This window comes from Mycolicibacterium komossense, assembly GCF_025822605.1.
Lineage (GTDB): Bacteria > Actinomycetota > Actinomycetes > Mycobacteriales > Mycobacteriaceae > Mycobacterium > Mycobacterium komossense.
In genome coordinates this window covers 1-16106 of record NZ_JACKTY010000021.1, presented here as the reverse complement: position 1 = coordinate 16106, position 16106 = coordinate 1, and the positions used below count along the sequence as shown (strand labels likewise).

The window sequence follows — 16106 nt, the reverse complement described above, 5'->3', positions numbered from 1 at the left end:
CATCCCGAAAGACGACATCCTGAAAGACAGGGAGCGGGAAGCCCTGAAATCGTTGCGGCTGTCGTTCGCACCCACTGCCGACGACCTCTGGCACGCCCAAGGCGCCCACCACGTGCCGGGGGTCCACGACGCAGCCCTGGAGCAGGTGATGGCGGCGTTCGCCGACGCCGACGCCCTACCGGATTCGAGTCCGCTCGGCGTGGTCATCCGCGGACAGGCGGGGTCGGGCAAAACCCATCTCCTCGGCCAGGTCAGAGAACGGGTGCAGGCCGCCGACGGGTTCTTCTTCCTGCTGGAACTGCTTGATGCCACCAGCTTTTGGGAGTCCGCGCGCAGCAGCATCCTGGAAAGCCTCGGCCGCCCCGGCCACCAGCGTGAGACCCAGCTCAAGGAACTGCTGTGGCGGCTGGCCTCCCTGGCGCACATCTCTCGGGCCGACAGACGCGCCATCAGCGGCGAGGACGAGCTGACTCCCGAGGTGCTGACCACCTTCGTCAACGCGCTCCACAAGGCGAACCCGCAGACAGTGCGGCAGACGCATCACACGCTGCGGGCCCTGGTCCTGCTCGGCGCGACCGATCTCGGCGTCCAGGACGTCGGGCAGGCGTTTCTCAACTCGTCGGAGGATGTCGACGACACCGGCCGCAAGACGTGGTCCATCGGGATCTCGGCGATGACCCCTCAGGAATCCGTCCGCGACATCTCCCGCATCGTCGCCATGGTGGGTCCCGCGGTGCTGGCGATCGACCAGATCGACACCCTGCTGGCACAGTCTGCGACGTCGACATCCGGACGCACCAAGGACGGCGATACCGACAACCGCGATCTGGACCACGTCGCGCACGGGCTGATGGCGACCCGCCAGACGATGCGGCGCACCGCCGAGGTGGTGGCCTGTCTACCCGCAGTCTGGGAGTCGATCCGGTCGCGGGCCACGGCCACGGTGGCCGACCGGTTCCGGGAAACCCCGCCGCTCAAGGGCCTGCCCAACGCGGCCGTCGCCCGCGCAATCCTGGAGCGGCGTTTCACTGCCAGCTACCGGGCGGTCGGGTTCACCCCGCCGTACCCGAGCTGGCCGATCCTGCCATCGGCATTCGACGACGCGCCTGACTACACCCCCCGCCAGCTCCTCAAACGCGCCGACACCCACATCCGCAGCTGTCTGGACCGTGATGTCGTCGAAGAATTGCGGCATCTGAAGGCACCGTCGTCGGAGCCGGATATCCCGCATACCGACGAGGGCAACCCGAACGAGAGCACCGAGCTGGACCGGCGCTTCGCCGAATACCGTCAGCTCGCCGTCGGCATCGCCGCCCTTGACCCGGAAGGCGAAGACACGACTGTTCCCAGCCTGTTGTCTGCGGGACTCGAGGCGTGGATCACCGAACGGGGCGACGTCGAGCAGATCTTCCGGTTCGATCCGCCGCCAGGCCAGCAGGTGGTACTGCACGGTCGGCTGCGTCAGACGCTGGACCCCGCCACCGATGACGAGCGGCACTGGGCGTTTCGGGCGATCGCCAGCCCGAATGCCGTCGCTGCGCAGAACCGCATCAAGAACGCTTGGTCGGCAACGGGTTTCGGATCCCACCTGGATAAGCGCCAGCTCTTTCTGTTGCGCAATACCCAGTGGCCGAAGGGTAAGAAAATGAATCAGGTGCTGGCGGACTTCGAGGCGGCCGGCGGACGCACGCTGACGCTGCCCGAGGACGATCTCCGGACCTTGACCGCGCTGCGGGACCTGATCGAGGACAACCACCCGGACCTGCCCAGTTGGCTGGTCGCACGCAAGCCCGCACACGGACTGCAGTTCCTGCGCGACGCACTGGGCGAGGGTGCGGGACCCACGCCGGTCGACGCGCCCGCTGCACCGCCCATTCCCGAACCGCCACCGGCGCAGTCACATCCGGCGCACCAGGAGTCGTCCACAGCAGTACCGTTCGGGGTCGACGGCAGCACCGGTTCGGTGTTGAGCGTCGATCTGCTGGCCCTGCGCAAGCACACCGCGATCTTCGCCGGTTCTGGATCGGGTAAGACCGTGCTGATCCGGCGCCTGATCGAAGAGTGCGCCCGGCGCGGGGTGTCGGCCATTGTGCTGGACCCCAACAACGACCTGGCGCGCCTCGGCCTGCCCTGGCCCGCGCTCCCCGCCGGGTGGGATCCCGCCGACACCGCACGCGCCGACGACTACCTGCGCAACACCGAGGTGGTGGTGTGGACCCCGGGACGCGAGGGCGGCCGGCCGCTATCCTTCCAGTCGCTCCCGGACTTCGCCAGCGTGGTCGACAACGCCGACGAGTACACCGTGGCAGTCGAATCCGCTTTCGCCGCACTGGAACCGCGATCGGTTACAGGCAACACCGCGAAAGCCAATCACTCGCGCGCCGTCCTGTACGAAGCACTGAGCTGGTACGGGCGACAGTCGTCGACGAGCCTGCGCGGATTCACCAAGCTCCTCGCAGACCTGCCCGCTGACGTCAGCTCGATGGCAGGCGCCCGCGAGCTGGCAGTGCAGCTCAGCCAGAATCTGCGCGCCGCCATGGTGATGGACCCCCTCTTCGGCGGCGCGGGGACTCCGGTAGATCCCGGGACACTGCTGACACCCTCGGACGGCTACCGGGCGCGGCTATCGGTGATCAGCATGATCGGGCTGTCCGACGGGTCCCAGCGGGAGGCCTTCGTCAACCAGTTGCAGATGGGACTGTTCGCCTGGATCAAACGGCACCCGGCCGGCGACCGCCCACTCGGCGGGCTGCTGGTGATGGACGAGGCGCAGAACTTCGCCCCGTCGGGTCGCCAGACCGCCAGTCTGCGAAGCACTTTGGCGCTCTCGTCACAGGCGCGTAAGTACGGCCTCGGATTGGTGTTCGCCACCCAGTCGCCCCGCGGGTTGCACAACAACATCCCGGGCAACGCCGCGACCCAGTTCTACGGTCTGCTCAACTCCCCCGCCCAGATCGCCGTGGCCAAGGAGATGGCCAGGGTCAAGGGCGGGCTGGTCCCAGATATCAGCCGACTGCGGGCGGGCAGCTTCTACGTGGCGCTGGAAGGTGGTCGCTTCCACAAGATCACCACGCCGTGGTGCCTGTCCTATCACCCGCAGAGCCCGCTGACCACCGAGGAAGTTCTGGAGTTGGCGCAGTCACCCCGGCGTTAAACCAACGACGCCGTTCCGTCGGCGCGCACCTGCACCTTCGCCCCGGCCGGATCGGCGCCGTCGCCCACCATGGCCGCGGCCACCGCCGGATCGGTGAGGACGGCCAGTGTGCGGGCGTCATCCGGGGTCCGGACCGCCAGGAAAGCCTTCTGCGGATTGCCATCCCGGTCGAAGGGCGCCGTCCACGTCTCGAGAGTGCCGGTGCCCTCCCACTCACCGAGCGACCGCCGGATCGGTTCGGCGTCCACGGTGGCCTGCACGTCCTCCCAGCGGAACGCAGTGGGCGGCGGTTCGCTGCTGTAGACCCCGAAGCTGTGTTTGGTGAGGTATCCGCCGTTGGCGGTGATCAGCCCGCGCTGTCCCGGGTGCGCCACCAGCTGTTCGGCCATCGTGGCGATCGAATGCATGACGTAGTTGTTCCATGGACCGCCCGCGAAGGTCAGCCCGCCCGTCACCGTCAACGGCCGGCCCGGATCGCCGACCGGCAAACCGATTTCGGCGGCCGCGACCTGCACCGCCGACGGGAAGCAGGAGTAGATGTCAATGAGGTCGATCTCGTCGACGCCGAGGCCCGCGAGTTCCAGGGCCCGGGCGGCGGCGATCCGAATGGCCGGTGACCGGTGGTACTCGTAGCGCTCGCCGATATCGTAGGTGTCGTGCGAGTCGGCGCCCGACCACGGGAAAACCCAACGCTCGGAGGGGATTTCCAGGGATTCAGCCTTTGCCACGGACGTCAGGATGAGCACCGCGGCCTGGTCGACCATATTGTTCGAGTTCAGCAGCTTGGTGTAGGGCCAGCTGATCATCCGGTTGTCCGGGCCGGGCTGCCAGATCTCGTCCGCAGTCCACGCCTTGTTACTCCAGGCGTGCGGATTGTGTTGGGCCACTTCGTTGAACTGTGCCCACAGCGCGCCGATGCGACGGCGGTGTTGGGTCGACGACTCCCCCACGTGGACGCGGACAGCTTCCTCGAACATCGGATAGATATCCGACGGCAACCCGAGGCCGATCCGCGCCATGGCGGGACCGGCCATCTCCACGCCGTCGTCGGAACCGGGTGCAATCGGCACCGACTCGTCCTGGGTGCTCCAGGCGGGTCGAATGCCGTTGGCTTTCTGACGTTTCCGGGTCCGCCAGGTTTCCGCACCGGCCAGCAGCACCACGTCGGCACGTCCGGCCACGATATCGAGGCACGCCTGGTTGAGCAGAGTCTGCGGGACGTTGCCGCCGATGCCGGTGTACCTGGTCGACGGGTTGTCCGCCCCGATCAAACCGCCCAGCAGCAGGCCGGGATCGCGGTAGCGCCAGGATAGGAGGTTTACCACCCGGATGGCGTCCACGGCAGCCAGCACCCGCGGGGCGGCGGCCTCGCGGGCGGCGGCGGCCATCAACTCGACCGGTTCGAGCGGCTCGGGAGTGTCATCGCGCTGGTTGAGCTGGCCATAACCGACCAGCACCGGAGTCGTGGGGTCCAAAGACATGGCGAACACGATAGTTGACACCTGTCAAGCAGGTCCGACCCGGTAGACGATCGGAGCGGTCACGGTGCCCTTCAGTGCTCACGAAGTGAACAGAACACCGTCGGCGATCAGACGGTCGATATCGTCCTCGGCCAGACCGAGGACTGTGTGGCAGATCTCGCGAGTGTGCTCGCCGGGCATCGGAGCAGGCCGCAACGGGCCCGGCGGGATGTGCCGGTACCGGACGGGTCCGGTCTCGGTAGGCAGCGGATGCTCGATCAGCGGATGGGTCATATCCGTGAACAGCGGTGGGACGCCTTGCTGCGCCTCTGCGTAGACATCGCTGGCCCGATTCATCGGGCCAGCGGGGATCCCGGCCTCCTGCAGCAGTGCGCTGGCCTGCACGGGCGACCGAGCGGCAGTCCAGTCGGCCAACTCCGCGTCCCCGATCACGGTGGCCAGGGCCGTGCGGTCGGCATCGTTGCGGACCGAGATCACACACCACTCGTCGTCACCCACACAGGGGTACACCGCATGCCGGCCGGTGTCGGCGTCGACCAGATCGGGGAAGGTCGACTGTAAGCCCTGGGTGACATAGGTGGTGTCGAGCTGGTTGACGACGACCTCGGCCTGCGACACGTGGATCCGCGCGGCTGCTGGAGCCTCGTCGCCTGCGCAGTCGCGATGGATGAGTGCGGCCAACGCCCCGATGGCGGTGATCCTGCCGACCACGTGATCGGGGAAGATCGTGGTCGCGTCGTAGAAATCCCACAGCCGCGTCAGCCCGGTAGTGGCGCGCACCAGCGGTCCGTAGCCCATCCGGGTGCTCCAAGGGCCGGTGTCACCGAAGGCGCTGCTTTCGGCCAGCACCAGCCGCGGATTGAGCTCCCGCAGCCGCTCCGCCGAGAAGCCCAGCGCAGCAAGGGTTCCGGGTTTGAAGTTGGCGAAGAGCGCATCGGCTTCAGACACCAGGGCCGCGAAGATCTCGGCACCCTGCGGACTGCGCAGTTCCAGCCCGAACCCGTAGTTGTTCCGGTGCGCCCAGGCGAACGAGTCGCTGATCGGCTGCCCTTCCCTGGTCTGGCGCAGACCGTCCGGGAACTGGGCGCTTTCCACCTTGATCACCTCGGCGCCCAGGTCGCCGAAGAGCCGGCTCAGTTCGCCGCCCGCAACGATCACGCCGAGGTCGATGATGCGCAGCCCCGCCAACGGCAGCCCGCCGGACTGCTCGGCCGGGGCGATCGTTTCGGCCGGCGCTCGCCACTGGGCGGGGTCGTGACCCAATGCCGGTGCAGCGGTGCGAAATCCGGTGTGCAGCCCGTTGACCGTCAGGTAACCGACCGGCATGGTGGCCGTGATGTCGGACGCCAGTTCGGTATCGACGAGGGCACCGACGGCGGTGAAATGCTCAGAACTCAACACCTCGCCTGCCGTCAGGACGGCAGCGATCGGTACGCCGTGGGCCTGGCCGGCGCTGACCAACTCGTCCATTGTCTGGTCCGCACACAGAGCGCCGAACAGTGCGCAGATCTCCGTCCAGGCGCCGTAGCGCGCGACGATCTTGTCGAACTTCGGATCCTGGAACTGTTCGGGTTCGCCGAGCCAGGCCCGTAGGCCCCGCCATTGCCGCGGCGAGAGCAGACAGATCCGGACATGACCGTCACGACACGGGAAGATCGGGTACGGATCCTGGTTGCGGGGCCTGCCCCGCCACCGTTGCCCGCCCGGCCTGGCCAGCGTCGCCTGCCCTTGGGTACCGAACGCGGGATCCAGGGTGGTGACCACGGCATCCAGCCGGCTGAAATCGAGATAATCGCCCCTGCCGCAACGTAACCGATGGTAGTAGGCGACCAGCACCGCCCACGCGGCCTGGACCGCCGCAGTCGCCGAGGCTATTCCGTCCGGCGGCAACACCGGCGCTCCGGTGGTGGGGCCGGATCGCGACAGCGCGCCCGACAAGGCGTAGAGCACGGCATCGGTGGCCTGCCAGGTCGCGCGGGCCCCGGTCAGCCCGAAATCGGTGACCGACAGCGTCACCAAGTGTTGGAACCGGTCGGCCAGCTCCGCGCACGAGGTGCCGTAAGCCGCCAAGCTCCCAGGAACCCCGGAGTCCACGACGATGTCGGCATCGCCGGCCAACTCGATGAGGCGGCGGCGATCCGAGCCCTCTGCGGGGTCGAGTACCGTCGCGCGCTTGTTCGCATTGTGCAGCGCGAACGGAATACTGACCCCCACTACGGTGGGCGGCTCGGCCCGCGCGGGGCTGCCGTCGGGTCCTTCCACCTTGAGGACGTCGGCGCCCAGATCGGCGAGGATCCGGGTGACGGCATCCGCTCCGCCGCTCGACAGGTCGAGCACCCGGAGCGGGGCCAGAAGGTGATCGCCGGTGACCATGGCGATCACCTTAGTGCGGGGCGACTATTCGTTGTCCCCGCCGGTCGACGCGGTCGCTGCAATGGTCTGGTTGCCGACCGCGCCCCGGGCATCGGGCCACACCCAGTCACGCACATCGGGAACATCGTCGCCGTGCTCGCGGGTGTACTCGCGCGCAGCGATCCGTCGGTCGACCATGTCCTGGCGGAACGAGGCGTACTTCGTCCCCAGTGACGGCACGCGGTCGATCACGTCGATCACCAGATGGAAGCGATCCAGGTCGTTGAGCATCACCATATCGAAGGGCGTCGTGGTGGTGCCCTCCTCCTTGTAACCCCTGACATGGAAGTTGTTGGCACCGGTGCGGCGGTAGATCAACCGGTGAATCAGCCACGGGTAGCCGTGATAGGCGAAGATCACCGGCTTGTCCGGGGTGAAGACCATGTCGAATGCCTTGTTGGACAACCCGTGCGGATGCTCGGACTCATCCTGCATTCGCATCAGGTCGACCACGTTGACAAACCGGATCTTCAAACCGGGAATGTGCTGCTTGAGTAGATCGACCGCGGCCAGCGCTTCCAGCGTCGGGACGTCACCCGCGCTCCCGATGACAACGTCCGGTTCCTCTCCGAAACGCTCGGAGCCCGCCCACTCCCAGATGCCGAGACCGCGGGTGCAGTGGGCGATGGCCTCCTCCATCGTGAGGAAGTTCGGGGCGGGCTGCTTACCTGCCACCACAACGTTGACGTACTGCCGCGAACGCAGGCAGTGGTCATAGGTGGACAGCAGGGTGTTGGCGTCCGGCGGCAGGTAGACCCGCACCACCTCGGCGCGCTTGTTGACCACATGGTCGATGAAACCGGGGTCCTGGTGGCTGAAGCCGTTGTGATCCTGTCGCCAGACATGGCTGGACAGAAGGTAATTCAGACTGGCGATCGGCCGCCGCCACGGGATGTGGTCGGTGACCTTGAGCCACTTCGCATGCTGGTTGAACATCGAGTCGATGATGTGGATGAATGCCTCGTAGCAGTTGAACAGGCCGTGGCGCCCGGTCAGCAGGTATCCCTCCAGCCAGCCCTGGCACTGGTGCTCGGAGAGCATCTCGATGACGCGGCCCACCCGGGCCAGGTGATCGTCGACCTCGGGGCCGAAGAACTCGGCGTTCCACTGTTTGTCGGTCGCGTCGAACACACCCTGGAGCCGGTTCGACGCGGTCTCGTCCGGCCCGAAGATCCGGAAGTTGTCGGGGTTGAGCCGCACCACATCGGTCAGCCAGCTGCCGAGCACCCGGGTCGCCTCGGCCACTGTCGACCCCGGCGTGGGCACGTCCACGGCGTACTTACGGAAATCGGGCAGCCGCAGATCCTTCAGTAACAGACCGCCGTTGGTGTGCGGGTTGTCGCTCATCCGCAGGGTGCCTGCCGGTGCCAGGGCGGCGATCGCGGGATCCAGCGTGCCGTTCTCGTCGAAAAGTTCCTCGGCGCGGTACGAGCCCAACCAGTCGGCCAGCACCTGCAGATGTTCGGGGGTATCACGGGCATTGGCCAACGGAACCTGGTGTGCCCGCCAGGATCCCGTGGTCTTCTTGCCGTCGATATAGGCCGGTCCGGTCCAGCCCTTAGGCGTGCGGAACACGATCATCGGCCAGGCCGGGCGCTCGTCGCTGTCCGCCGCACCCACCTTGATCTCGGCGATCTCATTGAGCACGGTGTCGAGCAGTGCGGCGAAGCGACGGTGGGCGTCCGCGTGATCGCCCGCACCCTCTTCGTCGGTGACCTCGAAGAAATGCGGTGTATGTCCGTAGCCGACCATCAGGGCACGCAGCTCGTCCTCGGGAATCCGGGCCAGCACAGTCGGATTCGCGATCTTGTAGCCGTTGAGATGCAGGATCGGCAGCACCACACCGTCCTTGGCGGCGTTGGTGAACTTGTTGGAATGCCAGCTGGTGGCCAACGCGCCGGTTTCCGCCTCGCCGTCACCGACCACCGCCGCGACCAACAGGTCCGGGTTGTCGAACGCGGCACCGTAGGCGTGCGACAGCGCGTAGCCGAGCTCACCCCCCTCGTGGATCGAGCCGGGGGTCTCCGGTGCGACGTGGGACGGGATACCGCCGGGGAAGGAGAACTGCCGGAACAACCGGCGCATCCCTTCGACGTCTTGGGTGATGTCGGAGTAGACCTCCGAGTAGGTGCCGTCGAGGTAGGCGTTGGCGACCAGACCCGGACCGCCGTGACCCGGGCCGGTGACGTAGATCGTCGACTGCGACCGCGCTTTGATCGCCCGGTTCAGGTGGGCGTAGATGAAGTTGAGCCCCGGTGTGGTGCCCCAATGACCGAGCAGCCGTGGTTTCACGTCGTCACGCGCCAGCGGCGTGCGCAGCAGCGGATTGGCCAGCAGGTAGATCTGTCCGACGGACAGGTAATTGGCGGCGCGCCACCACCCGTCCAGCTGGGCGAGAACCTCTTCGGTCAACGGTTCCGTGTCGAAGCAACCCCACGCAGTGGTTGCAGAGGGCACAGCAGTGTCAGAGGTCATCACCCCATCCTTCCCCCGATTCACAGGGTTGGCACAGGGCAGCACGCGTTGTTCATCAAGGCCTTAAGTCACTCATTTCGGTCGGTACAGTGGAGTGGTTATGTCTGATCTCAGCGCAGTGGAGCCGCCTCCTCATCCGCTGCTCGGTCAGCTTGCGGCGCTGCACCATTTCCGGATCTATACCGACATCGCAATCGTCGTCGTCGTGCTGGCACTGACCAATCTCCTCGCGCACTTCACCACACCCTGGGCCAACGTCGCCGTCGTACCCGCCGCCGCCATCGGCCTGGTCGTGCTGGTCCGCTCACGCGGGCTCGGCTGGAGTGAACTCGGACTCGGCCGTGAGCACTGGAGATCCGGCGCCGGCTATGCCGCCGCGGCGGTCGGCGTCGTGCTGTCCGTGATCGCCATCGGTGCGCTCCTGCCCTGGACGCGGCCGATGTTCATGAACAATCACTATGCGACGATCTCAGGCGCGCTACTGGCTTCGATGATCATCATTCCGCTGCAGACGGTGATCCCCGAAGAGCTCGCATTCCGCGGGGTCCTACACGGCGCCCTCGACCGCGCCTGGGGTGTCCGGGGCGTCGCGGCCGCGGGCTCGCTGCTGTTCGGGATGTGGCATATCGCCACCTCGCTGGGCCTGACCAGCAGCAACGTCGGTTTCACCCGACTGCTGGGCGGGGGTTTCTTCGGCATGATCGTCGGCGTCATCGGGGCGGTGATCGCCACCGGTGCCGCCGGTTTCGTGTTCACCTGGTTGCGCCGTCGCAGCGGCAGTCTGATCGCGCCGATCGCGCTGCACTGGTCACTCAACGGCATGGGCGCTCTCGCCGCGGCGCTGGTTTGGCACCTGTCTTAGCTGGTCACCGCTCTTAGCCGGTCACTTCCCGCGTTTGCGCGCCCGGAAGTCGCGGTTCTTCAACTTGTTACCGCACGACGCCATGACGCACCAGGTTCCGCCATGGTTGCGAGACCGGTCGTAGAACGCCCACTGGCACTCGTCGTTCGCGCACGATTTCAACAGCTTCCAGCTGCCGTCCAGTTGCGCATCTTTGACAACGAGCAGGACCTCGAGCAATCGCGCCTGGACCGACGTACCGTCCGGGCCGAGCGACACCGTTCCCTCGTCGGTCAGCTCCGCCCGCGCGCGGCTCGCGGCCGCCACCTGTCGCAACGGCGCCAGGGCTTGTGCACTCGGAGCGGGTCCGCCGGTGTTGCGAATAGTCATGGCGCGCAATGCTTCCCGAACTCCGACGATGGTGTGCAGATCTTCGGCTGCAAGGTCGTCGTCTGGATCGAGCAGGTTGTTGGCGATCAGCCAGGGCGCGGCATCGGCAGGATCGGCCAACAGGTCGTCCCCGGACTCCCGGTCGAGGGTGTTGATCAGCGCCTGGACCTGCCGCAACGCACCAGGGGCCGGCTTGGTCTCCTCATCATCGAGCCATTGAGCGGCCGGTCCTGGCGGCACTGTCATGCCACCCAGCCTAGCGCCAATGACCAATAAAATCATTTGACTGGTCACTCGTGACCGGTATACGGTTTTTACCAGTCACTTACGACCTAGAGGATGCCGTCATGACTCAGAACCGGATCGAACTCGCCATCGCAGTCGCAACCCGGTTACCGCCGGGGTCGACACGCCGCATTCCCTGGTCGGCACGCTTGGCGGCGCACATGTTCGCCCGCAGATACGACCGCCAGGTTGAGAACCGGGTGCCCGCGATGCCAGGGTCCGCGTTGGCCGTCCACACGGCGCGGCTCACCGGCATGCGCGAGCGCGAAGAGTTGGCTCGCGCTTTGCGTGCGGTGCTGGACAGCGGTAGAGAACCGCGGGGCGGGGCGCTGCCCTCGCGCGGGGCGCTGCAATGCGCCAGGCTCGCGGCGGCCGAGGACATCGCCGGCCAGGTGACGCTGCGCCTGCATGCGCCGCAGCCGGTGCGGGCACGCGGCATCGCCCGGCTGCGGCTGCTTCTGGGCGACAGCGCGGGACCGCTCTACTACTCAGAGCGCGGCAGTGTCGCCGCCGAGCTGCGTGGCGTACTCGCCGCGCTGTAGCCACGCGCGAGTATCAGTCCCGGGCTAGGACTTTCTGACCAAGCCGACGATCCACAGCAGGATCACGGACCCGAGGATCGCCGTGAAGAAGGTGAACCACCAGCCACCCTCGGCCGTATCGAAAAAGAAGCTGAGCAGGAAGCCCCCGATCAGCGCGCCGACAATACCGATCACGATGTTCAGCACAATGCCCGAGCCTGCGCCCTTGACGATCTTGCCGGCGATCCAGCCGGCGAGGGCGCCGATGATGATGTACCCGATGACACCCACGCTGGTGAGCGTCGTCGAACGAGCCAGAATCTCAGTGCTCGCCTGCGAAACGAGTGCGTTATCCATGAGTTAGGTATACGCGCCGACCGTAACGATTCGGCAAGAGAAACGTGTCAGCCTTGCGGCATCATTTCGGGCACCGGAGTGGTGACCGGCACCGGCACTCCCACGGGTGCCCGTCCGGGCGGCGGGGGCGGCGCGTTCGGGTCCGGCGGCGGAGCGTTGGGGTCCGGTGGCGGCGGCGCGGGTGGCGGCGGCGCGGTCCACGGCCGGATCGAGTTGGCCAGCGCAATCGCCGCGCCTGGATCGACCGGATCCTTGGCGGTACCAAGCCACACCACGAACCAGCGCTCGGGAGTGCGCTGTCCGCGCGGCGTTCCCGGCGGCGGCGTCGAGCCGACCACGCCTGCCCAGATCTGACCGTCGGGTTTGGTCGTGTCGGTGAACTTCACCTCGTAGTAGGCCGCGCTGCCCGCCATTCCGGCGGCATCCAACGGTGCGGTCTGCTGGTTGACCCGGGTGCCGGGGAACGGCATGAAGAACTCGCCCATGTCGGAGGCCAGCCGAACGGCGGCCTTCGCATTGTCGGGCTCGGCGCCGGCGAAGAGCTTCAGATCGAGGCGACCCAGGATGATGCTCGTGTCGGTCGCGACCGGTGCCGGCTGGCCGTTGACGGCGGGGCCGGTCTCCTTGGTCAGCAGCGCCTGGCCGTAGTTGAGCTTGCTGGCGTCACCCTGAACCCAGCCGGGAGGCACCACGAAGCTGAAGCCGCCGGCGGCGTTGTCAACCCGGCCGGGCTCCGGCGGCGGGGGCGGCGCCGCATTGGGATCGGCCGGCGGCGCGTTCGGATCCACCGGGGGCGGTGGCGCGTTCGGGTCTGCCGGCGGCGGAACCGGCGCATTCGGATTCGCCACCGGTGGTGGCGCGGCGTTCGGATCGACGGGCGGCGCGGCAGTCGGAGTCGGCGGTGCCGGCGCCACCGGATCCGCAGAGGCCAAGGTTGCCGGCAGCGCCAGCGTCACCGCGCTGGCACAGGCAACCGCGGCCACCGCCAGCGATGTCCATCGCCCCCTGTGCCGCTTCACTGTCGGGTCCGGCTCATCCATGGCGACGAACCTACCGTGTTACGGCCGTGACGCAAGTGTGGGTTGCTCACCATGTGAACCATTCTCACGCTGCCGCCGGCCAACAATTATCGGTGCTCGTCAACGTCAACCGGAGTCGCTGAACACCGGATGGATGGCCACCTCCTGCGCCTTGACTGCCAGCCACAGCCGCATCCCTGCCACGACCCGCAGCTCGGCCGCCGCCTCGGGCGTGATGTCGGCGGCCAGACCGGGTGCTCCGTCAGCCTGGCTGCCCGCGCGCACCCGGATTGCCGCACCGCGGGAGTCCAGTTCGGCCACGACGACCTCGACCATGTTGCGTGGACTGCCGTGCGGTTGCTCCCGAAATACCGCGACAGCGGCAGGGGGAAAAACCGCGACGGCCCGTTGCCCGACGGCGAGGAACTCGCCACCCTCGGCGGGCACGCCGTGCCATCGGGTTCCTGACTCCGTACGCAGGACACCACCGACCTCGAGGCTCCCGTTGATCAGGTTGACCCCCGCGATGCGGGCGCCGAACGCGCTGCGGGGCGCGGTGAGCACCTGCGCTGCGGCACCGATCTCGGCAATCCGCCCCGCTTCGATGACCATCACCCGATCCGCCAGGGTGAGCACGTCGAGCACATCGTGGGTCACCAGGACCGCGGCGCGACCTTCGCTGGTGAGTACGCGGCGCAGCAGGGCTCGGATCGCCGCGGCCGCGGCGACATCGAGTCCGGCCATCGGCTCGTCGAGTAGCAGGACATCGGGTGCACCCGCCAGCGCCCGGGCGATCGCCACCCGCTGCGCCTGCCCACCCGAGAGTTGGCGGGGCTTGCGATCCACGAACTGTTCGGCGTCCACTTCCGCGAGCCAGTGCTGCGCGGCCTGCCTGGCCCCCGCTTTCCCACGGCGCCGGAGCCGCGGCGAGAACGCCACGTTCGCCGCCACGGTCATGTGCGGAAACAGCAGCGGATCCTGGAGTAGCAACCCGACCCGGCGATCATAGGTGGGGACGAATACCCCGGCGTCGGTGTCGGTCAGCACCCGGTCACCGAGGCGCACGTATCCGCGATCGGGCCGGACCAACCCCGAGATCACATGCAGCGCAGTCGATTTGCCTGCCCCATTGGGGCCGAGTATCGCGAGCACCTCACCGGCTGCGATGCCGAACTCCATATCGACGTCGCGCTCGGCCAGGACGGCACGCACCTGTAGGCCCGTCATCTAGCCCACACCGGTATTGCCCAACTTGCGGGCGCCCAGCCCGAGAACCACCACCGCCGCCACGACCACGAGCAGGATCGACAACGCGACGGCCGCATCGGCGTCGGTCTCGCGCTGAAGGTAGATCTCCAGCGGCAGCGTTCTGGTCACCCCTTCGCGCGAGCCGGCGAACGTCAGCGTCGCGCCGAATTCTCCCAGCGCACGCGCGAATGCCAGCACCGCCCCGGAGATCAGACCGGGCGCCAGCAGCGGCAGAGTCACCCGCCACCAGACCGTCGTGGGCCTGGCCCCCAACGTGGCGGCCACCACCTCATAGTTGCGCCCCGCGGTCCGGGCCGCCCCTTCCAGCGCGATGACCAGAAAGGGCAACGAGACGAAGGTCTGGGCCAGCACCACCGCGGCGGTGGTGAACGCGATGCGGATACCCGCGGCGTCCAGATACTGACCTATCAGACCGAGCCGGCCGAATGTGTAGAGCAGCGCGATCCCGCCGACGACCGGCGGCAGCACCAGGGGCAGCAGGATCAGCGGCCGCAACCAGCGCACCGGCCGGGCATCGCTGCGCGCCAGCACCAGCGCCATCGGCACGCCCAGGATCAGGCACAACATCGTGCTGGCGAACGCCGTCTTCAGGCTCAACAGCAGTGCCGCCGTCGACGAAGTACTACTGATCAGCGACCAGAAATTCGGCCAGTCGACCTTGGCTGCCATCGCGGCCAACGGCAGCACGACGAATGCAGCACCGACCGTGGCCGGGAGATAGACCCACCGCGGCAGAGCTGACGCTTGCCCCACGGGATGGCCCACGGGGCCGAACACTAGAGGATCGGGCACCCCGTTTCTCGATTCGTTTCCAGATCGCGGCCGCGTCGAGTTTCACCACCTAGCTACTGTCCAGTAACATTGCGGACGATCGACGCCAGCAGACGCTGGGTTCAGCGTTGAACACGAGGAGGTCATGGCGATGGAAGTGCTGGTCACCGGTGGTGATACTGAAATCGGCCGCGCTATTGCCGAAGGCTTCCGCGACGCCGGGCACCGAGTCGTGATCTCGGGTGCCCGCCGCGATGAGCTCGAAGTGGCCGCCAAGGAACTCGATGTCGACGCCATCATCTGCGACCCCACCGATCCCGCCAGCCTCGCCGAGGCCAGGACGCAATTCCCGCATCACCTGGACACCATCGTCAACATCCCCGCCCCGCGCTGGGAAGGTGGCGACCCCCGCACCTTCGATCTGGTCGAACACGCCACCGCGTGGCGCAACGCGCTGGATGCAACCGCCCTGGCACCGGTGCTGATGCTGCATACCCTCGGCGACCACCTCCGTTCGGGCGGCGCCGTGGTCAGCATTGTCACCGAGAGCCCGCGCGACGGTAGTGCGCAGGCCGCAGTCAAGGCCGCGCTGTCGGAGTGGACCGCCGGCCGAGCCAATCACTTCGGCACCCGGGGCATCACCGTCAACGTGGTCGCCGCCGGGCGCGGTTACGAGGCCGGCTACGACGGCCTGACCAGCGCTTCGCCATCGCTCGCCGCCGAACTCACCCGGCTCGCACTATTCCTGGCGACTCCGGAGGCCCGTCACATCACCGGGCAGACGCTGCACGTCAGCGGCGGCGCGCCCGTCAACTTCGGGTAACCACTTCGGCTGAAAATATTCCCGCTTCGCCCCGAGCGAAACGGGGTTACGGTTCCGTTTAACCGTCATTAGGGTCGGATCCCATGACGATTCGACTCGGACTCCAGATCCCCAACTTCTCCTACGGCACAGGCGTCAGCGAACTCTTTCCCACTGTCATCGCCCAGGCGCAGGAAGCCGAGGCCGCCGGCTTCGACTCCGTCTTCGTGATGGACCACTTCTATCAGCTGCCCGGTCTCGGCACTCCCGACCAGCCGATGCTCGAGGCGTACACCGCGCTCGGCGCCCTGGCCGCAGTCACCGAGAAC

General features: G+C 67.3%; 13 protein-coding genes. 5 read left to right on the top strand and 8 right to left on the bottom strand.

The genetic code is table 11. The features are described 5' to 3' along the window. The first annotated feature begins 19 nt into the window (after positions 1-19). Positions 20-3154: a helicase HerA domain-containing protein gene (locus tag H7J73_RS09735; protein WP_264067212.1), complete on the top strand. Its 3135-nt coding sequence runs from the start codon at positions 20-22 to the stop codon at positions 3152-3154. Here H7J73_RS09735 and H7J73_RS09730 read toward each other — a convergent pair. From H7J73_RS09730 to H7J73_RS09720, 3 genes are all read right to left on the bottom strand, one after another. After that, complete coding sequence (locus tag H7J73_RS09730) at positions 3151-4635, bottom strand: acetyl-CoA acetyltransferase (protein ID WP_264067138.1); 1485 nt, start codon at positions 4633-4635, stop codon at positions 3151-3153. The genes H7J73_RS09735 and H7J73_RS09730 overlap by 4 nt on opposite strands. A 78-nt stretch (positions 4636-4713) precedes the next feature. Next, positions 4714-7008 (bottom strand): CoA transferase, encoded by a 2295-nt coding sequence (locus H7J73_RS09725; protein ID WP_264067137.1) that lies wholly within the window; start codon positions 7006-7008, stop codon positions 4714-4716. Positions 7009-7032: 24 nt separating this feature from the next. Beyond that, positions 7033-9522 carry a phosphoketolase family protein gene (locus tag H7J73_RS09720; protein ID WP_264067136.1) on the bottom strand — a complete coding sequence of 830 codons (2490 nt, stop codon included), beginning with the start codon at positions 9520-9522 and terminating at the stop codon, positions 7033-7035. A gap of 100 nt (positions 9523-9622) precedes the next feature. Between H7J73_RS09720 and H7J73_RS09715 the strand changes: the two genes are divergently transcribed. Beyond that, positions 9623-10384: a CPBP family intramembrane glutamic endopeptidase gene (locus H7J73_RS09715; protein ID WP_264067135.1), complete on the top strand. Its 762-nt coding sequence runs from the start codon at positions 9623-9625 to the stop codon at positions 10382-10384. A gap of 21 nt (positions 10385-10405) precedes the next feature. Here H7J73_RS09715 and H7J73_RS09710 read toward each other — a convergent pair whose 3' ends face one another. Further along, on the bottom strand, positions 10406-10999 hold the full coding sequence (locus H7J73_RS09710; protein WP_264067134.1) for a CGNR zinc finger domain-containing protein: 594 nt from the start codon (positions 10997-10999) through the stop codon (positions 10406-10408). Positions 11000-11100: 101 nt separating this feature from the next. On the opposite strand from H7J73_RS09710, the gene H7J73_RS09705 reads away from it, so the two are divergent. Then, positions 11101-11580, top strand: a complete 480-nt coding sequence (locus H7J73_RS09705; RefSeq protein ID WP_264067133.1) for a hypothetical protein — start codon at positions 11101-11103, stop codon at positions 11578-11580. 24 nt (positions 11581-11604) lie between these two features. Here H7J73_RS09705 and H7J73_RS09700 read toward each other — a convergent pair whose 3' ends face one another. The 4 genes from H7J73_RS09700 to H7J73_RS09685 form a co-directional block, all read right to left on the bottom strand. Continuing rightward, positions 11605-11916 carry a GlsB/YeaQ/YmgE family stress response membrane protein gene (locus tag H7J73_RS09700; RefSeq protein WP_264067132.1) on the bottom strand — a complete coding sequence of 104 codons (312 nt, stop codon included), beginning with the start codon at positions 11914-11916 and terminating at the stop codon, positions 11605-11607. A 47-nt stretch (positions 11917-11963) separates the two neighbouring features. Continuing rightward, the gene (locus H7J73_RS09695) at positions 11964-12956 is read right to left on the bottom strand and encodes an alanine and proline-rich secreted protein Apa (RefSeq protein WP_264067131.1); all 993 of its coding nucleotides are present in this window, start codon (positions 12954-12956) and stop codon (positions 11964-11966) included. A gap of 105 nt (positions 12957-13061) precedes the next feature. Next, complete coding sequence (locus tag H7J73_RS09690) at positions 13062-14162, bottom strand: sulfate/molybdate ABC transporter ATP-binding protein (RefSeq protein WP_264067130.1); 1101 nt, start codon at positions 14160-14162, stop codon at positions 13062-13064. Further along, positions 14163-14969, bottom strand: coding sequence for an ABC transporter permease (locus H7J73_RS09685; protein ID WP_435405458.1), 807 nt, complete (start codon positions 14967-14969; stop codon positions 14163-14165). 151 nt (positions 14970-15120) lie between these two features. Here H7J73_RS09685 and H7J73_RS09680 point away from each other — a divergent pair, with 151 nt between their 5' ends. Both H7J73_RS09680 and H7J73_RS09675 read left to right on the top strand, forming a co-directional pair. Beyond that, positions 15121-15798, top strand: a complete 678-nt coding sequence (locus H7J73_RS09680; RefSeq protein WP_264067129.1) for an SDR family oxidoreductase — start codon at positions 15121-15123, stop codon at positions 15796-15798. A gap of 83 nt (positions 15799-15881) precedes the next feature. Continuing rightward, positions 15882-16106, top strand: a 225-nt coding sequence (locus H7J73_RS09675) for an LLM class flavin-dependent oxidoreductase (protein WP_264067128.1), incomplete at its 3' end; no start/stop codon positions are given.

Excerpts from the sequence above, each read along its gene's own strand:
- H7J73_RS09730 (WP_264067138.1), bottom strand. The coding sequence starts at position 4,635 with ATGTCTTTGGACCCCACGACTCCGGTGCTGGTCGGTTATGGCCAGCTC.
- H7J73_RS09725 (WP_264067137.1), bottom strand. The coding sequence starts at position 7,008 with ATGGTCACCGGCGATCACCTTCTGGCCCCGCTCCGGGTGCTCGACCTG.
- H7J73_RS09720 (WP_264067136.1), bottom strand. The coding sequence starts at position 9,522 with ATGACCTCTGACACTGCTGTGCCCTCTGCAACCACTGCGTGGGGTTGC.
- H7J73_RS09715 (WP_264067135.1), top strand. The coding sequence starts at position 9,623 with ATGTCTGATCTCAGCGCAGTGGAGCCGCCTCCTCATCCGCTGCTCGGT.
- H7J73_RS09710 (WP_264067134.1), bottom strand. The coding sequence starts at position 10,999 with ATGACAGTGCCGCCAGGACCGGCCGCTCAATGGCTCGATGATGAGGAG.
- H7J73_RS09705 (WP_264067133.1), top strand. The coding sequence starts at position 11,101 with ATGACTCAGAACCGGATCGAACTCGCCATCGCAGTCGCAACCCGGTTA.
- H7J73_RS09700 (WP_264067132.1), bottom strand. The coding sequence starts at position 11,916 with ATGGATAACGCACTCGTTTCGCAGGCGAGCACTGAGATTCTGGCTCGT.
- H7J73_RS09695 (WP_264067131.1), bottom strand. The coding sequence starts at position 12,956 with ATGGATGAGCCGGACCCGACAGTGAAGCGGCACAGGGGGCGATGGACA.
- H7J73_RS09690 (WP_264067130.1), bottom strand. The coding sequence starts at position 14,162 with ATGACGGGCCTACAGGTGCGTGCCGTCCTGGCCGAGCGCGACGTCGAT.
- H7J73_RS09680 (WP_264067129.1), top strand. The coding sequence starts at position 15,121 with ATGGCGATGGAAGTGCTGGTCACCGGTGGTGATACTGAAATCGGCCGC.